Annotated in this window: 16 protein-coding genes; 14 read left to right on the plus strand and 2 right to left on the minus strand. The window is 44.6% G+C overall.

From position 1 onward, the window contains the following. Window positions 1-4: 4 nt before the first annotated feature. The 3 genes from AC1DCV_RS00820 to AC1DCV_RS00830 all read left to right on the plus strand — a co-directional run bounded on the left by AC1DCV_RS00820 (window position 5) and on the right by AC1DCV_RS00830 (window position 6,877). On the plus strand, window positions 5-1,450 hold the full coding sequence (locus tag AC1DCV_RS00820; RefSeq protein ID WP_477021427.1) for a RagB/SusD family nutrient uptake outer membrane protein: 1,446 nt from the start codon (window positions 5-7) through the stop codon (window positions 1,448-1,450). A gap of 33 nt (window positions 1,451-1,483) precedes the next feature. Beyond that, on the plus strand, window positions 1,484-5,557 hold the full coding sequence (locus tag AC1DCV_RS00825; RefSeq protein ID WP_477021428.1) for a carbohydrate-binding protein: 4,074 nt from the start codon (window positions 1,484-1,486) through the stop codon (window positions 5,555-5,557). A gap of 324 nt (window positions 5,558-5,881) precedes the next feature. Next, window positions 5,882-6,877, plus strand: a complete 996-nt coding sequence (locus AC1DCV_RS00830; RefSeq protein WP_477021429.1) for a lipase family protein — start codon at window positions 5,882-5,884, stop codon at window positions 6,875-6,877. Between the two features lie 124 nt (window positions 6,878-7,001). Here the strand turns inward: AC1DCV_RS00830 and AC1DCV_RS00835 are convergent, their stop codons facing one another. Continuing rightward, window positions 7,002-8,276, minus strand: a complete 1,275-nt coding sequence (locus tag AC1DCV_RS00835; protein ID WP_477021430.1) for an erythromycin esterase family protein — start codon at window positions 8,274-8,276, stop codon at window positions 7,002-7,004. Between the two features lie 246 nt (window positions 8,277-8,522). Here AC1DCV_RS00835 and AC1DCV_RS00840 point away from each other — a divergent pair, with 246 nt between their 5' ends. The 4 genes from AC1DCV_RS00840 to AC1DCV_RS00855 all read left to right on the plus strand — a co-directional run bounded on the left by AC1DCV_RS00840 (window position 8,523) and on the right by AC1DCV_RS00855 (window position 12,921). Beyond that, entirely contained in the window at window positions 8,523-8,999 is a 477-nt protein-coding gene (locus tag AC1DCV_RS00840; RefSeq protein WP_477021431.1) for a hypothetical protein, read from the plus strand. Window positions 9,000-9,010: 11 nt separating this feature from the next. Next, complete coding sequence (locus AC1DCV_RS00845) at window positions 9,011-9,355, plus strand: DHCW motif cupin fold protein (protein WP_477021432.1); 345 nt, start codon at window positions 9,011-9,013, stop codon at window positions 9,353-9,355. Window positions 9,356-9,740: 385 nt separating this feature from the next. Further along, window positions 9,741-10,301, plus strand: coding sequence for an RNA polymerase sigma factor (locus AC1DCV_RS00850; RefSeq protein ID WP_477021433.1), 561 nt, complete (start codon window positions 9,741-9,743; stop codon window positions 10,299-10,301). A 268-nt stretch (window positions 10,302-10,569) separates the two neighbouring features. Further along, window positions 10,570-12,921 carry a TonB-dependent siderophore receptor gene (locus tag AC1DCV_RS00855; RefSeq protein ID WP_477021434.1) on the plus strand — a complete coding sequence of 784 codons (2,352 nt, stop codon included), beginning with the start codon at window positions 10,570-10,572 and terminating at the stop codon, window positions 12,919-12,921. A 76-nt stretch (window positions 12,922-12,997) separates the two neighbouring features. On the opposite strand, the gene AC1DCV_RS00860 is transcribed toward AC1DCV_RS00855, so the two are convergent. Next, on the minus strand, window positions 12,998-13,360 hold the full coding sequence (locus AC1DCV_RS00860) for a nuclear transport factor 2 family protein (protein ID WP_477021435.1): 363 nt from the start codon (window positions 13,358-13,360) through the stop codon (window positions 12,998-13,000). A gap of 65 nt (window positions 13,361-13,425) precedes the next feature. Here AC1DCV_RS00860 and AC1DCV_RS00865 point away from each other — a divergent pair, with 65 nt between their 5' ends. From AC1DCV_RS00865 to AC1DCV_RS00895, 7 genes are all read left to right on the plus strand, one after another. Continuing rightward, window positions 13,426-14,235, plus strand: a complete 810-nt coding sequence (locus AC1DCV_RS00865; RefSeq protein ID WP_477021436.1) for an AraC family transcriptional regulator — start codon at window positions 13,426-13,428, stop codon at window positions 14,233-14,235. Between the two features lie 111 nt (window positions 14,236-14,346). Further along, window positions 14,347-14,859: a CHRD domain-containing protein gene (locus AC1DCV_RS00870; protein ID WP_477021437.1), complete on the plus strand. Its 513-nt coding sequence runs from the start codon at window positions 14,347-14,349 to the stop codon at window positions 14,857-14,859. Between the two features lie 252 nt (window positions 14,860-15,111). After that, window positions 15,112-15,717: an RNA polymerase sigma factor gene (locus AC1DCV_RS00875; protein WP_477021438.1), complete on the plus strand. Its 606-nt coding sequence runs from the start codon at window positions 15,112-15,114 to the stop codon at window positions 15,715-15,717. 79 nt (window positions 15,718-15,796) lie between these two features. Beyond that, window positions 15,797-16,987: a FecR family protein gene (locus AC1DCV_RS00880; RefSeq protein WP_477021439.1), complete on the plus strand. Its 1,191-nt coding sequence runs from the start codon at window positions 15,797-15,799 to the stop codon at window positions 16,985-16,987. Window positions 16,988-17,347: 360 nt separating this feature from the next. Continuing rightward, complete coding sequence (locus AC1DCV_RS00885; protein ID WP_477021440.1) at window positions 17,348-20,878, plus strand: SusC/RagA family TonB-linked outer membrane protein; 3,531 nt, start codon at window positions 17,348-17,350, stop codon at window positions 20,876-20,878. An 18-nt stretch (window positions 20,879-20,896) separates the two neighbouring features. Next, window positions 20,897-22,348, plus strand: a complete 1,452-nt coding sequence (locus AC1DCV_RS00890) for a RagB/SusD family nutrient uptake outer membrane protein (protein ID WP_477021441.1) — start codon at window positions 20,897-20,899, stop codon at window positions 22,346-22,348. A gap of 32 nt (window positions 22,349-22,380) precedes the next feature. Next, window positions 22,381-23,814, plus strand: coding sequence for a TlpA family protein disulfide reductase (locus AC1DCV_RS00895; protein ID WP_477021442.1), 1,434 nt, complete (start codon window positions 22,381-22,383; stop codon window positions 23,812-23,814). The last annotated feature ends 101 nt before the right edge of the window (window positions 23,815-23,915 follow it).

The raw sequence follows: 23,915 nt of genomic DNA on the forward strand, positions 1-23,915 counted from the left end.
CCACATGAAAAAGATATATTCACTCGTACTCATCATCATATTAACAGGTTGTAGTAAATCGCTGGAAGAAGATCCAAAAGGTTTGATAGCAGGAAACGCAGGTCTCAGTAGCCAGGCTGGTTTGGAGGCCGCACTCACAGGCGCCTACGGCAGTCTGATGGTGCCATGGGAAAGTGGTTTTACTACGGTGTCGCAAATTGCGATGTGCATGGGAGGAGATGATCTCACTACCCATCCGGGTTCTAACAAAGAAGAATTCCGGGAGTTTGACCGGTTTAATGTTTCTTCTCTCAATAGCCGCATGGTGCCAATCTGGCGTGGCTGTTACAAAACTATTCAATCTACTACCAACATTATCAATAACTACAACGCCGTATTAGATGGCAACGAAACCACCATCCAAACCATTGTGGGAGAAGCTTACTTTTTACGTGCCCTCTGTTACTACTGGTTAACAAGATATTGGGGAGAAATACCCGTGATTCCATCTGAAAAATACACGTCAGATTTATTGACCCTGAAAAAGAGCACGCCGGCGGTAGTATATAAACTGATAGAAGCAGATTTGCTTAAAGCAGAAGCGTGGGTGCCTAATGCCAAACGTGATCCGGGAAGACCTAACAAAGGTTCGGTGAAAGCGTTGCTGGCAGACGTATACCTGACCGAAGGTGGCTGGCCGTTGAAAGATGTATCGAAATATGCATTGGCTGCTGCAAAAGCAAAAGAAGTGATCGATAATAAAGGCGTGTATAAGTTTGATCTTTACCAGGATGGGTACCTGAAAATTTTTGCCGGAGGTACTTCGGAAGATGTGTTCGCACTGTTTACACGTGGGCAGTGGTCTACTTATAATTCTTTCTATGGTCTATCTACCATGCCGGAAAACGAAGGTGGCTGGTCCGACTTCTTCCCGGAAATTAACTTCTTTAATAACTTCCCCGCAGGTACACGGAAAGATGCCACCTTCTCCACACAGTTTGTGATAAAAGGGGATACTATTTCCTGGAAAAATGTAACTACCAAACATCCCTATTATAAAAAATTCACCATCCAAACAGGACAGAAAGACACGTACATGTCCAACAACCCGGTGATCATGTTACGCTATGCGCAGGTGTTGCTTACCTATGCAGAAGCACAGGTACGTGCTACCGGTACCCCTAATGAAGAAGCCTATGCGGCTATTGATGCCGTACGTTTGCGGGCTGGTCTCGGAAAACTCACCGCAGGCTTATCGGGCGCTGATTTTGCCGAAGCGGTAGTCAATGAAAGAGCCTGGGAATTAGCCGGAGAATGGAATCGTTGGTTTGATCTTATCCGGTTAGAAAAGGTGGAAGCGGCCAATGCGAATAAAGATCCCAATGACTTGCCGTTGAGTGGCGCTATTACCAAACAAAAATACTGGATGCCTATTCCGGGTGTAGATGCTGTTATTAATCCGAATCTCTAGTGATTTTTATTCCGCGATAAAACAATACCCGTTATGAAAAAAACTTTACTGCTCGTATTGTGCAGCGTATTGCTGTGCAATATCCTCCATGCCCAGTACCTGCTACTGGACGACATGGAGGGTCATGGCCCCTGCTCCGGCAGATGGTCGTATTACGCAGGGGCAGGGGCCACAGGGTCAGTATTATTTCATGTAGCCAACCCTGCTCCATCCTCCATAAATCCCAGTCCCTATGTAGCAAAATTTACGAAGGACACTTCCTGCTTTGAGTACATGAGCGCCAGTTGTCCGCTCACATCCACCTTCGACCTTTCTTCCAACAGCACATTCAAAATGTTGGTATACAGCAATGTGAAAGAAGAAATTATGTTCAAACTGCAGCCTGGCAGTGACTACACGAAGGCCGTATTTTTCACGTACAAAGTCACTAACATCAATCAATGGGAAGAAGCCAATTTCAATTTCCAAAGTGTAAAGAACAGAACAGATCTGAACAATATTTCTGTACAATTTATTGATGGTAAAAAGGCCAATGGCATTTTGTATTTCGACCTGGTACAGGCGCCTAATCCGGTTGGGATCACGTTAACGAATACACGTATCCTGATGGGACAGGAAAATGGAGCCGTCATTCCTGCAAAGCTGAATGGTGCTGCGTTTAAATCAGCCCTGAATAAAGGTTCCTGGAATGCTGCGAATCTTCCGCCCGGCGTTACTATCGACAGTATTCAACGGGTAAATGATACTATCGCTAACATCGTACTGGCTGGTAATTCGGCCGCTAATTATTCCAAAAGAACCTTGCAGTTATCTGTTGCAGGTACGGAAATGGATACTGCCAATACCCCTTTTTATACGGCTAAAGGAAATGCTGTGTTTGAAGGGAACCCGGCATGGACCATGATCTACGGTGATGAATTTAATACCGGTGGATTGCCAGATCGCACCAAATGGGCAGTAGATCCACGTCCCAAAGGATGGATCAATGGAGAACAACAGGTATACACGGATACCACGCACGACAACATCCGCGTGAGAAATGGCGACCTGGTGATCACCGGGAAAAAAGATTTTCCGAATGGAAATACTACGGAGCCATGGTCTTCCGGCAGATTGATTTCCCAGGGCAAGATGGATTTTACCTATGGTAAAGTAGAAGTGCGGGCCAAACTGCCCAAAGCCAGGGGCTCCTGGCCAGCCATCTGGCTCATGCCTACTACCAGTGTATATGGTGCATGGCCCCGCAGCGGTGAACTGGATATCATGGAACATGTAGGTAATAATCTTCGTACTGTATTATCCACGGTACATACGCAAAATAATAACTGGACAAACGGTGGACATCTGAGCGCCTCCCGTGTGATCCCGGATGTAAATACTGCCTACCACGTATATGCGATGGAGTGGTCAGCGGATTCATTGATCTTCACTTACGACAGCAGCCGCGTGTATGCATATGCGAATCCGCAAACAGACTGGAAAGACTGGCCCTTTGATCAGAAATTTCATGTAATCCTGAACCTGGCCATAGGCGGGGGAATGGGCGGTAACATTACGGAGGCCGACTGGCCGGATAGTATGAATGTAGATTATGTAAGAATTTACCAGAAAGGGTTGGGTACACCGGTATTGGATACTATCCTGGTGGCTCCTGCCAACCAGGTATTGCTTCCCGGCAAGTCCATTCAGTACACAGCTACCGCCAATGATCAGAATGGACGCCCGATCACCATCAACCCTGTATGGACTATCACTGGTGCCGGCAATACTATCACTACTGGCGGTCTGGCGACTTTTCAGTCTTCCGGCACTATAACGGCAACGGCTACTGTAGATAGCGTTACCAGGTCTACCACTACCTATGCTAATATCCGCCCCACCAACTATAAACCGGTACCGGCCAGGATAGAAGCGGAAGCTTTTGACAACAGCAATACCTGTTGTACAGAACCGGTAGGAGATACCAGTGGCGTGGTAAACGTGAGTTACATTGGAAAAGGTAGCTGGATGGAATATGATATTGATGTACCGGATAGTGCTATGTACCGGATCCAGTTTAGGGTAGCCGTTAGTACGGTATCGAACATATCTGTTCAACTGGATACCACCAACCTGGCAACCATGAACCTGCCTGGCTCCGGTGGCTGGCAGAATTGGAGTACTGTGTCTTCTCCTGCTTTCAAACTAAAAAAAGGACGGCAAACGATCCGGATCTACGCCAATACTTCCGGCTGGAATTTCAACTGGCTAAAGTTCATTCCTGCAAATGCAGTGGCACTTAACTCCATTACCGTGGCACCGGATTCTGTATCTGTGACGGCCCTCGCCACAAAGCAGTTTACGGCTAACGGATTTGACCAGTTTGGAGATAAGATGGCTATTACGCCGGAATGGAAAGTGAATAATAGTTTTACGATGATCAACCAGGCTGGTTTATTTACCGCCGCAGATACCAGTGGATACTTCACTGTTCAGGCCAGGGACTGCGGTATTACAGGCACTGCAACGGTGAAAGTATTGCCACTGCCCGTACTCACCCGTATCAGGATATCACCTGATACCGTTACCATTCCGGTGACTGCCAGTTATACATTCACCGCTAAAGGATTTGATCAGATAGATAGCATCATGCCATTGCCATCTTCCAAAATATGGGCGGTAACCGGTACCGGTAATAGTATTAATGCCAACGGTATTTTAACGGCAGGTAGTACACCCGGAAATTACCAGGTAACATTAACCGCTGGTTCTATAAGAGATACGGCCAATATATCACTGGTATACGGTTGCACTGTGAATGGCAAGTATGAAGCGGAATCAGCATCTTCTATTTCTTCCGGTCTGGTATTGGAAGCTTGTACTGATGAAGGTGGTGGTCAGAATTATAAAAACCTGTATGCAGGGCATTGGTTTGCCTACAGTACGCTGAATGTGCCGGTAGGCCGCAGGTATAATATCAGCCTGAGAGTATTGTCCACTGCGCCGTCGCAGGCATCGGTAGGTCATGGTGGTCAGACGTTTGGCACCATCAACATTCCTTCTACCGGTGGTGTTTGGAAAACAATTAAAGATACTATCACACTGCCGGCATTATCTTATACCGGTATTCATGTGGTATCAGGTACCTTTAAGTTCAACTGGTTCAGTATTGATGATTGTGTAGCACCGCCACCTCCGCCATTAGCGAGGATTGAGCTGACACCGGGCGATGTTTCGTTGCCAGCCAGATCAGCGCAGCAATTCACCGCCAAAGGATATGATACAGACAGTAACGAAGTAACGTTAGCGGCACCAGTTTGGTCCGTAACCGGAACAGGGAATGTTATCAGTGCAGGAGGATTGTTCACGGCAGATACTACAATAGGTACTTATACAGTAACCGTTACCGTAGGAAGCATCAGCCAAACCGCCACTATCCGCATTGCACAATACAACTGTTCGGTGAATAACAAATACGAAGCAGAGAGTGCCTCTGCCCGCATCTCCGGACCTGTACTGGAAACCTGTACTGACGTTGGTGGCGGACAGAATTTTACAAATTTAAAAGTGAGCGATTGGTTTGCGTATAACAACCTGGTTGTGCCAACCGCCGGTAGGTATACCCTGCGTATTCGTGTATCCACCAACGCACCTGCGCAAGTTGGTATTGGTAATGGAGGCGTGGTTTTCGGTGTAGTTAATTTACCTAATACCGGGGGAACCTGGCAAACCATCAGCGACACCGTTACATTGCCAGCATTGACTTACACCGGTATTCTCGTGAGAGCCGGCACGTTTAAATACAATTGGTTTATCATTGATAACTGTACACCGATACAACCATTATCCGGTATGACGTCGGCTGTGGCGGCACCTTTCAAAACAATTACCCTATCAAAAACACGGGTGTATCCAAATCCTTTTGCAACGCAACTCACCATGGAGTTCCAGGAGGCTTATCATACTGCCACTTTGGTAGATATAACAGGCAAGGTGATACAACAATGGAAGATAGCGCCAGGGACGTTCAGGATGAATAAAAATCCCGGGAATCTGAGGAGAGGAATGTATCTGCTAACGTTGGAAGGAAGAGGGAAGAGCGAAGTGATAAAGGTGATTAAGTTATAATTGAAAAAGGCTGACCTGAGAGGGTCAGCCTTTTTCTTATGTTTCTGAGCAATTATTCAACATCAAAATCCAACGATACAGAAAGGGCAACTTCTGACCTTTTTGCTAATTCTGTTCATGTCATTAAAATAGCATTTACTTTCCCCATTTCCATTGCGCTTATTTTACTGTAATCCACCCCGCACTTCTTAACAAAATAAATGAATGCGACTTTCCTTGTATTGATGGGAAGTGTGGCGCTGTATCAAAGAAACTTATTAACTTAGTTGTCTCAAAACCCACAATAAGTATCTTTTAAATTCCCTCATTTTTAAACTTATAACCATGACACCATTATCCAACAACCCAGGCAACAGCGTACAGCCGGCAGGTGCGCAAACTGCAGTATTATTAACTTATGTAACGTATGCTTCCGATCCGGTTAATGACATCAGCAGCTACTTACCTGGCTGGAAAATAGTCTGGAATGGTATCCAGACCTCTGACGGTAACTATGCTTTTATAGCAGTAGATGCTACCGGGGCAAATTACGCGCTGGCTATCCGTGGTTCCCTGCCTCCGCAGGATATATTTGATAACTGGGATGCTTTTGCGAACTGGATACTAGAGGACCTGGATGTAGTAACACAGGTAAGCTGGCCTTATGCTTCCACCCCTAATCCGTTGATCAGCAACGGCGCCAATACTTCCTTTACCAATCTGCTGGATATGCAGGACGCACTTGGCTCCGGGGTGTCGCTTACTGATTACCTGGTAACCAATGTTATTCAACCCGGGAACCCGCTGACGATTGCAGGGCATAGCCTGGGCGGTAATATTGCCAATGTATTTACTTCTTATTTCATTACTACCATTACCGGTGAGCAATATTCTTCGGATAATGTGTCCCTTTATACTTTTGCGGCGCCTGCACCAGGAAATGGTGATTTCGCCACTGATCTGGATACCAAGTTACCGGCAGCCTGGCATTACCAGAATGCGAATGATATTGTACCTAATTTCCCTGTTTCTGACACCATCTTCCTTACCGGATTTTTATATGATCCTGCTCCGGCGGCTTCTGCTATCACTGTTACCTACAAAGGCTATACAGTTAGTCTGCGGGAGGCATTTTTCCTGTTATCCGGTGTGTTCCTGTTGTATGGCTATCAACAGCAGAGTAATAACTACACGATCTTTAATACAGCACTGTATACGGAGTATGAAAGTAATACAGCCGACGACTGGTTTGCACAGGCGGGTAGTCAACATGCGGTGAGTAACTACGCTGCCTTCCTCGGGGTGATGCTGCCTTTGCAGCAGGCCACCCAAGGGGTGTAAATTCCTGTAAAATTACGACCGGCAGCAAGCGATGTGCGCCGGTCGTAATATTCAATTATTTCTTCGGCGTCCTCGCTGTCCAGCCGCCACCAACGTTCCTCCCCCGTTTTTTCAGTAACCTGGATTATCGGTCTACCGGTGTAGGATTCTTAATAAAAAATAATCCATCAAACACATTGGGCCACATACCAGTAGTCGGTATATAATCCATGATCATGCCCGTTGACGGATTGCCTACCTTACCGTGCATCGTTTGATAATTAGTGAAGCTATACTTGTAACCGGTTTTTGAAAGCTGGCCTTCCATACTTTCCGGCGTTACCGGAGGAATACTTTGCAGTTTACCATCATTGAAATCTATGAAGGTACCTGCAGCCCCGGTAAAGCCAATTGTATAGGCTTCTCTGCCAAAATGCTGATGGACAGCAACACCTAATGGTACATAGGATGCGTAGAAACCGGTCAGTCCGGGATTCTCTGCTTTAAGGCCGCTGGTGCCTTTAGATACATGCAGGTTATGCGCCCATACAATGATCTTTTGGCCGGGATATACTTTTTCCGCCAGCCATATAATGTTTTCCGCCATCTGCAGATCACGTACATTCATTTCATTGCCTTTCACCATTTCCCAATATCGGGTGGTTTCCGATTCAATGCTGCACACTACGCGGTACCAGAATCCGCCGGAAGCAATGAAGTGATTTTCAGGTGTCACATCATCAGGTGATAATGTCTTTTTCAGTTCCGCCAGTTTGCTGAAAAATGTTTTCTTCTCTTCTTCGGAGGGACGGTAGGCCCGGGAAGCCATAGTCGCTACGGAAAGTTTTTTGAATACTTCCCAGTCAGGGCCCAGCAGGAAAGGGTATTTGTTTTGCAGGAATTTTTCGAAATCAGGAAACAGCAGCGTCTTTGCTTTTTCGCCGGAGTGCTGACTTTCAAATCCTGTTACCGTCAATTGATCGGGTTGATGCACTTTTGACTGGATGTAATCGAATAAAGGAATCATTTGTTTGCTGCCGGCATACATGTAGAATAAGCTACCGGGAATTTCTTTTTTAAAGCTGCCATTGTTGAGTGTATTTTCCCAGATGCGGGCTACATCATAAAAGCCACTTTCAAATGCGAGTACATTGAAACCCAGCTTTTCATGCAGATATTTTATGATTCTCGTTTTTGCTAGATAAGTTGATCCTTCGCCATGTGTTTGCTCTCCCAGCAGCACAATCCGGGAATTGCCTATGGCCTCTTTGATGCTTTGCAGGTCGGAGAAATCAGTATCAGCAGGATCAATAGATCTGATGGCCGAAATATTTTTTGCAGGGATTTGTTGCTGGCTGCTGCAGGGTAATGCGAGCAACAGGAGACCGGTGAGTAGCCGGCTTATACAGACAGGGGACATAGTATAATTTTGAGGTTGTAAACATAAGGGTTCGTTGGCAAAATATTTCAATGGCAGTGCTCTTTTGTTGGTTAAATGTGATGGGTGGTATTTACCGGAGGGAACAACATTCAGCTGGATGTTGTTCCCTTTGTTTTGCCCCTGTATTTTAAATATAAAATGTTTTGATTAACCTTGTATTCCGGCGGGATGAAATCCCGGTTGTGCCCTTGATATAATCACCTTTTCACTTAAATACTAACTGTTATGAATCTACGATTACCAGTTGCCATTGGTATTATTGCATTTGCTCTTGCTTCCTGCGGAGAAAAAAAAGCCCCTGTAACAGTTGCTGAAGCACTGCCACTCACAGGTACCTGGAAATTAGCCTATAGCAAGATGATAAAAAATGGTGACACCAGCACCACTTATCCTGTACCAGGTAAGCCAAACGAAATGATTAAAATGTTTAACGGAAGTCATTTCTCCTTTTTTTCACACGACCTGTCGAAAGGAAGTGACAGCGCTACGGCGGCCTTTAGTTCGGGTGCGGGCACTTATACCTTAACGGGAGATAAGTATGAAGAACATCTGCAGTATTGCAGTTACCGTGGTTGGGAAGATAAACACTTTTCTTTCACCGTCACTTTGCAAAATGATACACTGATACAACGAGGCATAGAAAAAATTGATAGCCTGAATGTAAATCACGAAATTGTAGAAGCGTATACCCGTTTACGTTAAACCTGATTTATATGAGTGCAAATATTCCTTTCCAGACAATAGACTGGTCTGCCATCGAAAAAACAATTCATCCGGGAGAAACGGGCACCTCGTGGTGGCAAACATTGCAGCTGCCGGGGCTGAGGATAAGGATCGTAGAGTATTCGCCTGGTTACCTGGCAGATCACTGGTGCCGGAAGGGACATATTGTTCACTGTTTACAGGGAGCGTTCATCAGTGAGATGGAGAATGGAGAATGTTTTGAGTTGTCAGCAGGTATGAGTTATGTGGTATCAGATGAATTAAGTTCTCATCGTTCGGTTGCTGATGAAGGCGTGAAGCTGTTAATAGTAGATGGAGATTTTTTAAAACCATAAGTTTTAATTTATAAAATAAAAACGGAGATAGGTAGGTATGCTACTTATCTCCGTTTTTTTATTTAAAGGATTTTACTGCTTTTTAAGGAGTGTTTTTAATGTAACCATTTGGTTACGTGTGTTCGGTTTGTTAACAAATGCATTCTTTCCCTGATCGGCCATGGGCGTGATTCTTACCATTTTTTAAACATTCGTGCTTAACAACTGCTTAACCAGTTGGCTCATTTTATAGCATTACTTTTAAGTTAAGTTTTAAAAAAGGGATGTGAAATAAACCACTTTCAACCACCGTGTTAAACCAGTAGAAAAGTAATTTTCTAAAACCGGACAGCTTAAAAAATCATGTAATTTTTTCCTAAACCAGTCTCTCAAAAAGGAAATGAGAATGCAACAAAACAACCAAGATGCAGTCCTCCTGGAACTGCTAAAAGATGGTAGTGCCGAAGCTTTTACGACAGTGTACACTAAGTATCACCGTATTCTGATGATGCTCGCCGTAGACATGCTCAAAGACGAAGATAAGGCAGAAGATCTTATTCAGGAGTTTTTCATCGATTTCTGGCAGAAGAAATTGTTTCTGAAAATTGACGCTAATTATCAGAACCGCGACAGGGCTTCTATCATGAAGTGTTACCTGTATGCCAGCGTGCGTAATCGCTGTCTCAATAAAATTACGCGGGAAAAGAAATTTACCAGCATCATTCCGGACGAGGCCTTTCTGCCAAGTGATCCACTGGAAAGCAAAGAAATTTATTTCCAGGTAAATACTGCCCTGAAAAAGAAAGTACCGCCTAAATCATCCACCGCTTTCCGCCTGAGGCATTATGACCAGAAGAGTCATAAGGAAATAGCCGAAGAAATGAATACCAGTATTCAAACGGTTAAAAACCAGATCGGAACCGCTGTAAAAATTTTACGTGGTCATTTTAGTCCTGCCCACCTGTAAATCCAGGTAAACCTCTCATAGCATTTGTTAAACGCTTATACCTTGTTGCGCACCGCCTTTTAATAGGTACAGGAATTGGCATGTTAATGTGTTGACAGTCATGGCTTTAACAAGCCATGACTGTCCTTTTAGCGAATGGTCAAAATGGTTGCCTTTGTAGATAAATAAATAATTCCTTATTGCGTAAATTGTTTTCCCGATTGCGTAGCTGCTTTTGCCTTTTATAGCCTCTCTTTGCACCTGCGAAAATGCTAAACAAAGACCAAAAATGATAAGGGTATATCTTCTTCTTGCCTTCTTTATACTTCCCTTTTTTACCTATGGTGGTATCCCTGACGAAGGGACTAACAATAGCGTACAGGGCGTAATTACTACATCAGACGGCCATCCGGCCAGTAATGTAACGGTGCTGCTGAAAGGAATTTCAAAAGGAACTGTTACCAACCAAAGCGGAGAATTCCTTTTTAAGAACGTTGCCAATGGACATTATCAACTGGAAGTTTCTATGGTAGGATTCGAAACGATCCGGCAACCCGTTACCGTGGAAAACGGTAAAAATGTAGTGCTACAGATCGTTCTGCAAACTTCTTCCCAAAAACTGGAAGAAGTAGTGATTACCAGCGGCGGCAACCGTTTTGCCAAAAAGGAAAGTGAGGACGTATCCAAACTCCCCCTGAAAAACCTGGAGAATCCCCAGGTGTACAGCGTAGTAGGAAAGGAGCTGATGAAAGAACAGGTGATCACCGACTATAACAGTGCTTTTAAGAATATTCCCGGAGCCGGTATCCCCATTGTATACAACCAGGGCAGAAGCTCGGCCATCTCCAGGGGATTCACCACCGCTAACCTGGTACGTAACGGGGTAGGTAGTTTTGTGTATACCAATGTAGATCCGGCCAACCTGGAACGGATTGAAGTGATCAAAGGCCCCTCTGCCACCTTATTCGGCAGTACTTTATCCTCTTACGGTGGATTATTTAACCGGGTCACTAAAAAGCCCTTTGAAAGTTTTAAAGGAGAAGTATCCTATTCAGGCGGCAGCCGGGATCTGAGCCGCTTAACGCTGGACGTGAATACCCCTTTGAATGAGAAGAAAACGGCCTTATTCCGTTTTAATGGCGCTGCACATACAGAACGCAGCTTCCAGGATGCCGGCTTCAGTAAAAACTTTTTGCTGGCGCCCAGCTTTTCCTATAAGGCAAACGACCGCCTTACCTTCCTGCTMGATGCGGAAATGAGCGGCTATAAAGCCACCTCCCCGGTCAGAATGAACACCTACGCCAAAGGGAAAGCACACAGTGTGGAAGACATGGGCGTGCCTTACAATATGTCTTTTGCGGATAATTCTATCTATTACACCAGTCAGCAGTTAAACATATTTGCCCAGATAAAATATAAACTGTCTGATAAATGGACTTCACAAACCGTTGCTTCCTGGACACGCTCTTCTTCAGAAGGCTATACTACCCAGTTGAACGTAGTGAGCGATAGTACCCTCAGCCAGGCAGTTACTTCACAAACCTATCCCTACCATGGGCTAGACATTCAACAAAACTTTATAGGCGACTTTCCTATCGGTAACATGCGTAACCGGTTGGTAGTTGGCGCGGATTTTTACCGCCTGAGAGCCTCCCGCAATGATGCGACCATCAGTATGCCTGCAGTGAATTTCAGAACGCCGCCTCCTGGCTATAACGGCTTTAACCGCGATAAAGTAGGGCCGCTGTTCAATAAAGTACCGTTTGCCATTTTCGACAGTAACCGGGAAAATACCTACAGTGCTTATTTTTCTGATGTGATCAATATTACAGAGCAACTGCTGGTAATGGCCAGCTTACGGTTAGATGATTACCATAACCTGGGTGCTTATTATCCTGGCAAGGATTCTACGGCTGGAGCATTCAACCAAACGGCCCTGTCGCCCAAGTTTGGTGCAGTATACCAGATCATCAAAAGCCGCTTGTCTTTATTTGCCAACTATATGAATGGGTTTCAAAACCAGAGTGGTACCGATTTTAATGGCAATACTTTCAAACCACAGCAGGCCAACCAGATCGAAGGGGGCGCCAAACTGGATCTTTTCAATGAAAAGCTGAACGCTACTTTTAGTTATTATAATATCTCCGTAACCAACTCCACCTATGATGATCCGGCACATGGCGGTTATCAACTTCAGGATGGAACCCAGGTGAGCAAAGGATTTGAAGCGGAAGTAATTGTCAATCCTTTAGCCGGGCTTAACATCATCGCCGGATATACCTACAACGAAAGTAAGATGGATAAGGCATCGCCTAAATTACAGGGATTACGTCCCAGCGCTGCGGGACCAGCTACCATGGCTAACCTGTGGATTAGTTACCGATTGGTGAAAGGCGCTGTAAAAGGCCTGGGGCTTGCCTTTGGTGGAAACTATGGCAGCCAGTCTTTCCAGACCAATACCAGCACCTTTGCATTCACCATACCTTCTTATACCGTTATGGATGCATCCGTATTCTACGACCGGAAAAAATACAGGATTGGGGTAAAAGTGGATAATCTCACTAACGAAAAATACTGGTCTAACCGCCTGGCGGCGCAGAACACCACAAGGGTGACCGGAAATATTACCGTGAAATTTTAGCATAAGTAGACCCTGCATAATAGCAAAAGGGAAGCACCCGGCGTTTTCTGGTGCTTCCCTTTTTTGTAACAGGCTTTTATCCCTGGTATACTACGTTATGTAAATGCTGCTCTTTAATGATCTTTCCCGCTTTCCAGTGAGCTACTGAAATCTGCCGGTAATCGACTGCACCTATTTTACTATTGGTAAACTGGTAATGCCATTGCGCTACGGAGTAATTATCGATGACGATACTGTTTTCCAGCACCATCTTCATATCGGTGGTATTGCCTAAAAAACCGGCAGCCGCCTTGCGCAATGCTTCCAGGCCATTGATAGCCGGACCGTCATTATCCGCCGAACTTATGTTTTCATCATAATACTGTTCCAGCGCTTCCATAAATTTACCTTGCCCAACCAGGTGGTGAAACCCTGCTACCCTTGCTTTGAAGTCTTCCATACTTTTTTTACCAAATTTCCTCCATTAAAGTTTGGCTGTATTGTAAAAAGGCGACAATATGCAGGATGCCTGCATTTGAAAAGAAGCAAGACGTTGCCACAGGAATCCTGAACCGGGAGAAAGGAACCCCTTTCTTTCAGTTAAACAGGTATTTCCCTACGGCATGGCTGGCCGACTTTGTAGAGCACTACTGGATAGTGGAGTGGTCATTGCCGGCAGGATATACCCATGTGCAGGAGGTACTGCCCACCTTGTCTGTACAGCTGGCGTTTCAGCTCAATGAAGCCATTGTACACGGCGTTAAAAAGCAACGATTTATCCAGCACATCTCCGGAACAGGCAGGGTAGCAGGCGTGAAGTTTAAACCGGGCGGCTTTTATCCTTTTCTCAAAAAGTCAGTATTAACGATTGCACATCACGAAATCGACGCATATGCTTTACTGGGTATTACAACGCCACCTATACACGTTCCTGTGTCCGGTGAACACGGGCCTGTGCTTGAAGCAATAGAAGCCCTGCTGCATTCCCTTCTCCCGAAAAAAGAAGAAAAAATGGTACTGGTACAACAGATCGCCGCTACTGCATTAGCCGATAGAACGATGATTTCTACTACCCGGCTGGCGGCACATTTCCACCTGACCATCCGTACGTTGGAACGACTATTCAGTAAGTATGCCGGTATCAATCCTAAATGGGTGATTAAAATTTTCAGGTTTCATGATATCGTAGAACGTATTGCCGGCAGTAGTGAAGTGAACTGGGCCCAGCTGGCAATCGATCTTGGATACTTCGATCAGGCACATTTTATAAAAGATTTCCGGATGATTATGGGAAAAACGCCCCAGGAGTACGCGTTGGAGTGCAGGAAGCCGTAGTCGCCGTGGGAGACGGGCAGTAATTTATCGTATAGGATGAGAGTGCTCTGTGTTTTAATGCCGCAAGCAACGATTAAAGGTAATTATACGTAGTACCTATAAACAACTGTTATGAAAAAAGTATCTTTTTTCCGTCTTTACAGGACACGGTTGCTGGCATACAGTTTAGTGGTAATTGCTGCATGGCTGGCCGCTTGTAGTAAAGGTAACGGATATGGTGGTGGCGGTACTAATCCACCTCCTGCGGGAACATCTTACACCCTTAGTGCAACCCTTAATAGCGCACAGGAAACCCCTCCTAATTCAACTACCGGTTCTGGAACACTTACAGGGACTTATGACCCTTCTTCGTACCAGGTGAATTACACCGTTACATGGACAGGTATCAGTGGTGCACCTGGTGGCATGCACTTGCATGGCCCGGCAGTGGCAGGGCAAAGTGCTGCGGTAGTAGTAGGGATTACGGGCTTTACTGCAACCACTTATGGTAGTGTTTCCGGTTCTGCGGTGATTACGCAAAGTCAGGGCGCTGATTTGATAGCCGGGAAATACTATGTTAATATTCATACTGCCGCTTATCCTGACGGAGAAATAAGAGGACAGATCAGCAGCATGAAAAAATAGTATCCATACAAAATGCGCAGAAACGCAGCGTTCATTTGGCCATACATGGGCCATCCTGGCATATTTATGGCCAAATTGAAAACAGGCATCCGGCGCCTGTTTTTTTGCATAGAACAAACAGATAGGACTTACCCTATTAGCTTTATGGGAACGATATTATTATATTGCGGACCAAAATCAATCAATTGATTGTTCCGGTTTTGCCGGGCTGAGGACATGCATAGGTCTTATCATTACTAAAATAATTTTTACTTGCCGGATATTTCTTCATATAACGAGAAGGAGTTCCTGAATGCTATTGCGGAGGGTGATGACGTAGCTTATGCGCAATTATACAGGCATTACTGGAATGAAGTGTACTCACTTGCGCTGGCGTTCCTGAAATCTCCTGCTCTGGCAGAAGATACCATACAGGAAGTATTTGTGAAGCTATGGCTTAAAAAAGAAAGTATTACTGAATGGAAGGATTTCAGGGCTTATTTTATGGCGATGGTGCGTAATGAAATCATCAATACATTGCGCCAGGGAAAGCGCCATATGTTGATCCGGAATATCAACTCCGAAATCGAAATAACCCAATCTTCTCCCCAGGAAGAATTATTGCGTGGTAAGGAAGCAGCTACCCTGATACAGGAAGCGCTGAGCAGTTTACCGGTAAAACAACAAACTGTCTTTTCCCTGAGCCGCACAAACGGGCTTACGCACGACCAGATTGCAACACAAATGCAGCTTTCAAAAAAAACAGTGGCTAACCTCATTACGCTTGCGTTGAACCATATCCGGGATTACCTTCATCGAAAAGGATATCTCCTGGAAGTCTTATTGGGGGCTATAAGCCTGCTTTTTTTAAAAAAATAGCTGTTTTTTCGGGAGTATCATTTCCATTTTACGTCTTATATCTACACATATGTGTCCGATCCATAAAAGAAGTATGTTCATGAACACGCCATTTATTGAACTGATTGATGCCTGGCTGACTGATGCTTTGACTCCCCTGGAGGAAGAGGCTTTTATAATTATGCTGGAAGAGAAGGCTAATTATGACATACTGGAAAGGGTTATAGCAGAAAAAGCCGAAGCACAATCCCTGATCGGCCAGGAAGATGTGAACCGCAGAGAGAAAAGTCTATTGGCTTTGCAGCAAAAATTGGAGGTGTTGAATAAAGAATTGCCTGTTGTGCCATTGATACGTCCACTATATAAGCGGATATGGGCAGCTGCGGCAGTGCTGCTGATATTGGCCACCGGAATATATTTCCTGATACCTGCTGTCCAGCAGAAGCACCTGGTTGCCTTGCCACCTGCAGCCAGGCCATCCGACATTGCGCCGGGAAGAAATGGAGCGATACTAACGCTTTCAGATGGATCCGCTATCGTGCTGGATAGTGTGAAAGATGGGCTGGTAGCCAATCAGAACGGTGCAAAGATAATGTTGCAGCAAGATGCATTGACTTATGCTTCCAGTGGACGAAAAACGGGAGAAGCCACTTTGAATATGATATCTACTCCACGGGGCCGGCAGTTCAAAGTAGTTTTGCCGGATGGTACAAAGGTTTGGTTAAATGCTGCTTCCTCTGTTAAGTATCCTACTGCTTTCAGTGGCCGGGAAAGAAGAGTGACCGTTACCGGAGAAGTCTACTTTGAAGTGGCTGAAAATGCACAGGCGCCTTTTTACGTAGGTATCAACCGGGAAACCGAAATACAGGTATTGGGAACAGATTTTAATATTAATGCCTATGGGGATGAACCGGTTATTAAAACCACCCTGCTGGCAGGGAGCGTGAAAATAGTCAGGGGGAACAGGGCAAGCATACTGAAACCGGGAGAAGAAGCGGCAGTGCACACGATCAATGCCCCCAATACAACTATTAGTATACAACCGGCGGATATAGAGAAAGTCGTTGCCTGGAAAAAAGGCATCTTCGATATGGAAGGAGAAGGGACCGCCACCTTTATGCGGCAGCTATCGAGGTGGTATGACCTGGAAATAGTATATAACGGCCCGGTACCTGAAAGAAAATTTCATGGAAAATTAGGAAGAGACCTGCAGTTGTCACAGATACTGGATGTGCTTTCACAATTCAATATCCGGTATCAATTAACAGGAAAAGTATTAACAATAGAATAAGCCACCATTAAGATAAGTAAATCACTATTAAATGATCTGATTATGATTAGATGAATTGACATCTGAAAAACAGCAGAAAAAAACCGGAAGTGTTACTAGCACTCCCGGTATAAAACGCTGGCTGATTTCAAAAACAACTTGCACTTCAATACAGGACTGCCTTATTATCAACCAACAAACTGATGCAAAAGTATGCAATTAAATGCTTTTTGTAACCGGGGAAGCTTTGTGTTCACAAACTGCCGGTTAATCAACCAAACTTTGCGAGTTATGAAATTGACCGCATTTATTTCCCTTGTCTTTTGCCTGCATATTTCAGCCAGGAGTTTTTCTCAGAAGATAACTTTTACAGGGAATAAAATGAAATTGGAAAGAGTATTGGAAGCGGTAGAGCGGCAAACAGGCTTCGTTGCCTTTTATGATGAAGAGGCATTGAAAACTGCCCATCCCGTAACCGTTTCAGCCAACAACCAATCTTTAGAAGCATTCCTGAAAGAAATCTTTAAGGATCAGGCGCTGGGGTTTACCATAAAGAATACCTCCATTATCATCAGTAGAAAAAATATATCTCCTGAGCAGGTGAATGTGTTGCCATCTTCGCTTTCTGTACCGCCCATTAAAGGAACCATCCGTGGTCCCGATGGTATTGCACTTTCCGGAGTATCTGTTCGCGTACAGGGATCCAACAAGGGGGCCATAACGGATGCAAATGGTCAATTCACTATCACGGTGAAGGAAAATGATATACTGATGATCTCTTACGTGGGATTTACCGGTCTGTTTTTTAAGGTAAACGCTTCAGGAGCACTCTCCCTTATGGCAGCTGATAAGCAGGTAAACGCAGCGCTGGTGCTGCTCAATACGGCTGATGGTCCTGTGATCCGGCTGGAACCAGATCCTACACAATTGGAAACAATTACGGTGAATACCGGCTATCAGCAGATTTCAAAAGAAAGAAGTGCAGGCGCATTTTCAAACCCGGAAATGAGCGTGGTGAGAGATCGCAGCACCAGTATGAATATCCTGCAAAGGATAGAAGGACTCGTGCCTGGTTTCGTGGTCAATAACTCCCCCAGCGCTGCTACTGACGGTACCACGTTCCAGATACGTGGACTCAGCACCATCAAAGCAGATAAGAATCCATTGTACGTAGTGGATGGTATGCCGGTGAACAATGTAACTTTCATTAATCCGCAGGATGTAGCGGATATCAGTGTGTTGAAAGATGCTACGGCTGCTTCGATCTGGGGTGCCAGGGCATCTAATGGCGTTGTTGTGATCACCACTAAAAAAGGATATGCACGCAACAAATTAAGTGTGGCATATGATGGCTTTGTGAGCTTTCAGGGAAAACCGGATTTCAGTTATTTCCCCGTATTAAACAGTCAGCAATACATACAGGCTGCTAAGGAAACTTTTGATCCGGTTAATCAGCCATATGGTATCGCCAGTACCTACACTCCCGGCGCAGGAAATCATACAGGGCTTTCTCCAGACCGGCAAATACTGTATGATATGTATAGGGGAGTGCTTTCTGCGGCACAGGGTAATGCCAGGCTGGATAGTTTATCCGGCATCAATAACCTCGATCAGATAAAGGATATCTGGTACCGGCCGGCCAGGCTAACGAATCATACCGTATCCGTATCTGGAGGCTCAGAGAAGTACACGTTTTACGGATCCATGGCCTACACTGGTACAACAGACAATACCCCTGGTAATAGCAACAATACCTATAAATTAAATGCGCGTCAGGACTTTAACTTTAATAAAAATCTGAAGGTTTTCCTGCTGACAGATATTACTAACCAGGTAGTTGCTGCCCAGCGTGCTATATCTCCGGACGCCCGCTTTTTGCCTTACCAGTTATTCACTGATGCTTCCGGTAAAAGTATTTCCATGCCATACATGGGGTACCTGAGCAATGAATCCAGGGCAGATATGGAAGTCAGAAGCAGGATTAATCTCGACTTTAATCCGGTCGATAATGTCAGCACCGGTTATACAAAAGGGAATGCATTGCTCGCACGCATCAATACAGGTATTACCATTAATCTGACACATGGTTTTCGGTTTGAGGGCATGTATGGTTATATAAAGGGGAATAACCGGACTGTTGTTTATGATGATAATACCAACTATCAGCAACGGGTGAAGGTGGTTAACTTTACGGTAGCACCAACTGCTGCCGCTATTCCTGTATATAATCTGCCTACAACCGGTGGACAGTATAATGTAGTCGGCACTAATCAGGACAACTGGATAATAAGGAATCAGCTGGTATTTGACCGTAGCTGGAAAAACAGTCGTCATCAGTTGACAGCGCTGGCGGGGCAGGAAGCACAGGAACAGAAAGTTATTTCTAATAACAACCGGCAATATGGTTACGATGAGCGGCTGCAAACATATGCACTGGTTAATTACCAGGCATTAGCGGCTACCGGGATTAAAAATCCGGTAATGGCCAATTCCTCCAATGGTTCTTTTTTAGCAGATACGATTTTCTCCCAGTCAGAAACGGTGTCTCGCTTTACTTCCTGGTATCTGAATGCTGCATATACTTTCAACCGCAAATATTCGTTGAATACCGCCTGGCGAAAGGATCAGAGTAACTTGTTTGGGAAAAATAAATCTGCCCAAAGTAAACCAGTATGGAGTGTAGGGCTCAAATGGGATATTTGTAATGAACCATTCTTTGATGCGGTAAAAGGAGTTAACAACCTGGCATTAAGAGCTACTTATGGTATTACAGGTATTTCCCCAACTCCTGGCAGTGCTTCTTCATATGATATTTTGTCTGCTGCTAATGCTCCCAATGCGCCTGGTGGGAAAAGCCTGTATGTGTCATCCCCGGCCAATCCTAATCTGACATGGGAAAGCACCAAAACCTTTAATATTGGTGTTGACTTTGCATTTTTAGGTCAACGCCTTACAGGATCGGTGGATTTATACCGAAAAAAAACAACTCACCTGCTCGGTAGCATGCCGGTAAATCCACTCACTGGATATACCAGCATATTTGGGAATACCGGAGATCTTACTAATAAAGGAATTGAACTTACACTTTCTTCTGGTAATATCATGACCAAAAATTTCAGGTGGATCACCATGCTGACTATGTCATACAATAAGAATAGGATAGATAAATTAATACAGCAATTCCCTTATACGACTGGTAGCCAGGTGATCAACAGCGCAAATTACCTCGAAGGATATCCCGCCTTCGCTCTTTGGGCATATAATTTTGCAGGGTTGGATAATATGGGAGATCCGCTGGTAAAACTGACAGATAAAACAGTCACAAAAAATCCTACCGCGGTGAAAGCAGATGATGTGGTTTATATGGGCGTTTATCAGCAACCCTGGAGTGGCGGCCTGTCCAACCTTTTCAGCTATAAATCTTTTATGCTGAACGTAAATATTATCTACAATGTAGGGCACAAAATGTTCAGGAATGTAAACCGTACCTATACCGGTTATAGCTTTATCAATAACCAGGATTTCTCCTCCGGTAATCTGCATGCAGATTTTGCCAATCGCTGGAAACAACCAGGTGATGAAGCCCATACCAATATTCCATCTTTTATAACCACAGCAGAAAACACTACCAGGCGTAATACTGATTATTATGTACTTGGTGATCTCAATGTGGTAGATGCTTCCTATGCCAAGATTCGCGATATTTCACTGTCATATTCCCTACCACCTGTCGTTCTCAAAAAGATCCGCGCAGAACAACTGACGTTTCGTCTACAAGTATCCAACCTGATGCTGTGGAAAGCCAATCACGATAATATTGATCCGGAATTTCAGGATGCAAGATTTGGCGTTCGTAGTGGTATGCCGGTGAATCAGGGTGCCATCACTATCGGCGCTCATTTAACACTCTAAAAAAATAAGGAAATGCTGATGCTGAATAAAAAAATCATTTATCCTTTTATAGTATTACTGGTCATTGCAATAGGGGGCGGATGTAAAAAAGATTTCCTGGAAATAAATCCAAAGGGAGTGTTGGTTGCTGAAAAAACATCCGACTATGATCAGCTGCTGAACTCGAGTATCTCAGTCGTCTTACAACCTCAATTAGTATCTGGCGATGAATTGGCAGGCATTGCACCCTATGTTGCCGGAGAAATGGCACCGGAGTTCCAGAAATCTTTCAGGTGGGAAGATGACGTTTATCTTCCGGATGCTTCTCAGACCGAATGGACGATGTTAATGCGCCTTATGTATCAATACAATAAGGTGATAAATGAAGTGATGGATTCCAAAGGAGGAAGCGATGCGCAAAAGCAGTCTATCCGCGCAGAAGCCCTTGCATGCCGCGCCTGGTGTAACTTTATGATGGTGAATTTTTATGGTAAGCCCTATAACGAAGCGACAGCGGCTACGGATCTGGCTATCCCCAAACTGCTGGCCGCTGATGTAACACAAACAAAATTTACACGTGCTACCGTAAAGGAAATCTATGAGCTCATTATCGATGATCTCTCTAACGCCCTGCCGAATTTACCAACMAGGCTCACTAACCGCATCAGGATGTCCCGCCCAGCCGCAGAAGGATTACTAGGTAAAGTATATGTATTCATGGGGCAATTTGATAAAGCCCTGATTCAGCTTAATGCGGCGATAAATGATTTGCCCGGCGCCAGTATTCCCGTTGGGTTGTATGATTACCAGAAAGAGTTTGCACCCGGCGGCGCTTTTACCCCCGTAAGCCCGGTGACAGGGCCTTCCAGGGGGAATCTTAATGTTGACCAGGAAGTACTTTATTTGCGGCAAACATATAACTACTTCGGGTTCGTATTTTCTTCTGTTGTGCTGAGTTCCCGGGCTGTTAATTTGTATCTGCCCGGTGATTACAGACGCGGATTTTTAACCCCCAACCCATTTGGCGATTTTACAAATGTATATCCTGATGGTATGCTCAGAGCCTGGGGCAACGGGGCCTTCACCAATATTGGTATCACTATTCCCGACATCTGTTTGTTGAGAGCAGAATGTAAATCACGCGGGAACGACCTGCCTGGCGCGGTGGCAGATATGGAAGCTTTCCGGGAGAGGAGAATGCCTGAAGGAGAAGTGGCGATACCCTTTACTGTAGCCACTGATAAGGTCGCACTGACAAAATTCATTCTGAACGAAAGGATCCGCGAATTCCCTGTGCAGGGATACCGCTGGTTTGACATGCGCCGCCTTTCGGTGGATCCTGTTTATAATTCAACAGTGGGTACTACGCATACCATATATGATATGAACGGAACCGTGACAGGCACTTATAGCCTGCGACCAGAGCGATTAACGCTTCGAATTCCGTTATACATATCTAACAGTAACCCGGATATGACACAAAATCCATAACCCTATTTTTCAAATAATAAACCAAGAATAAAATGAGACTATTTTTCATATGCCTCCTTTGTGCTATTACAATAGGATTGCAGGCACAAAAAAACACGGTGATCATTGCAAAAGTAAACGGTCTGGAAAAAGATACCGCCGTATGGGGCATCCGGGGATTTGATCAAACGGTATATCCAACTGGTGAAATATCACAAACAGCAAAGCCTGGCAGTGATCATATGGTCAGGTTCGAGTTTCAGCTGAATAATCCTCAGGAACTGTTGTTCTATACCACACATACAAGAGCGGCGGTTTTTATGGAACCGGGAGACATACTGGAGTTGAGCTATGATGCCGTAAATCCGGATTCTACATTGACATTCAGCGGAGGAGGTGCAAAAAGTTCTACCATATTAAATCAGCTGAACAATATTTATGCAACTGATTGGAATAAGCTGGATAGCACCACTACGGGCAATACTTTTGCTGCATTCTATAAGAATGTATACGCCAAACAACTGATCGTTTTACAAAAAAACAGGAAGGTGCTGCCCCCTTATTTTTATACTTATGCCGAAGCAAATATTTATGCATATAAACTTTCCGGGTTAATTAGTGTGCCGGGCCTTTTGCAAATGGTCAAACAAAAAAAGAAATCTGATTGGCTGCCGGCTGATTACTGGTCATATATTAATTTAGTTAAACTGGATAACAAGTGGTTGATTAATCCTAATTATATTAAACTGCTTAATTATTCCTATCCTGCTTTATTACTGGATAAAACCCGTATGGATAAAGGGATCTATGATGATCCACTGGAAAGAAGCGACAAGCTGCTAAGCATATACGAAATCCAAAAGGAGAAGTATAAAAAGTATCCGGAGGTTATGGCCAAAACATTGCCATCTGCCATCACCAATGTGCTCCAGAATTCCCCTGATGTTACCAGGAGAAAGGAATTGCTGGACGATTACCTGGAAAACTACTGTAAGAATGATAAAGAACGGGATGAGCTGAAAGCACTCTATGGGAGACTGGCAGCTGTTGGTGTAGGCAAAGTACCACCGCCTTTCACCCTAAAGGACGTAGACGGGAAAGATGTGTCATTGACCGATTTTAAAGGCAAGGTGATATATATTGATTTCTGGGCCAGCTGGTGTACACCCTGCAGAGCGGAGATGAAGGAAGCGGCTCCTGCATTACATAAGAAGTTTGAAGACAATAAAGACGTGGTATTTCTTTATATCAGTGTAGATGAAAATACCAATGCCTGGAAAAAAGCTATTAATGATGATAAAATAATCGGAATTCACCTGCTTTCTGATAATGGTGCGAAAGGGCGTCTGGCGCAACTGTTTAATATCAAAGGTGTTCCGCATTATATGATCATCGATAAAGAAGGAAAGGTATTTGATAATGATGCGCCCCGGCCAAGTGAAAGTAAAACAGAAGGAAGGATAAAAGACGCGTTAAAGGCTTCTTAGCCTGCTAAATGACGATTACTGTATTATTATAAACCCGGGGCACGATATGCAGTGCCCCGGGTTTTTACATTAGAACAGTCTCACCTCAATACCAAAATTCA

It is taken from the genome of Chitinophaga sp. 10T418 (genome assembly GCF_056394125.1).

Excerpts from the sequence above, each read along its gene's own strand:
- AC1DCV_RS00820 (WP_477021427.1), top strand. The coding sequence starts at position 5 with ATGAAAAAGATATATTCACTCGTACTCATCATCATATTAACAGGTTGT.
- AC1DCV_RS00825 (WP_477021428.1), top strand. The coding sequence starts at position 1,484 with ATGAAAAAAACTTTACTGCTCGTATTGTGCAGCGTATTGCTGTGCAAT.
- AC1DCV_RS00830 (WP_477021429.1), top strand. The coding sequence starts at position 5,882 with ATGACACCATTATCCAACAACCCAGGCAACAGCGTACAGCCGGCAGGT.
- AC1DCV_RS00835 (WP_477021430.1), bottom strand. The coding sequence starts at position 8,276 with ATGTCCCCTGTCTGTATAAGCCGGCTACTCACCGGTCTCCTGTTGCTC.
- AC1DCV_RS00840 (WP_477021431.1), top strand. The coding sequence starts at position 8,523 with ATGAATCTACGATTACCAGTTGCCATTGGTATTATTGCATTTGCTCTT.
- AC1DCV_RS00845 (WP_477021432.1), top strand. The coding sequence starts at position 9,011 with ATGAGTGCAAATATTCCTTTCCAGACAATAGACTGGTCTGCCATCGAA.
- AC1DCV_RS00850 (WP_477021433.1), top strand. The coding sequence starts at position 9,741 with ATGCAACAAAACAACCAAGATGCAGTCCTCCTGGAACTGCTAAAAGAT.
- AC1DCV_RS00860 (WP_477021435.1), bottom strand. The coding sequence starts at position 13,360 with ATGGAAGACTTCAAAGCAAGGGTAGCAGGGTTTCACCACCTGGTTGGG.
- AC1DCV_RS00865 (WP_477021436.1), top strand. The coding sequence starts at position 13,426 with ATGCCTGCATTTGAAAAGAAGCAAGACGTTGCCACAGGAATCCTGAAC.
- AC1DCV_RS00870 (WP_477021437.1), top strand. The coding sequence starts at position 14,347 with ATGAAAAAAGTATCTTTTTTCCGTCTTTACAGGACACGGTTGCTGGCA.
- AC1DCV_RS00880 (WP_477021439.1), top strand. The coding sequence starts at position 15,797 with ATGAACACGCCATTTATTGAACTGATTGATGCCTGGCTGACTGATGCT.
- AC1DCV_RS00885 (WP_477021440.1), top strand. The coding sequence starts at position 17,348 with ATGAAATTGGAAAGAGTATTGGAAGCGGTAGAGCGGCAAACAGGCTTC.
- AC1DCV_RS00895 (WP_477021442.1), top strand. The coding sequence starts at position 22,381 with ATGAGACTATTTTTCATATGCCTCCTTTGTGCTATTACAATAGGATTG.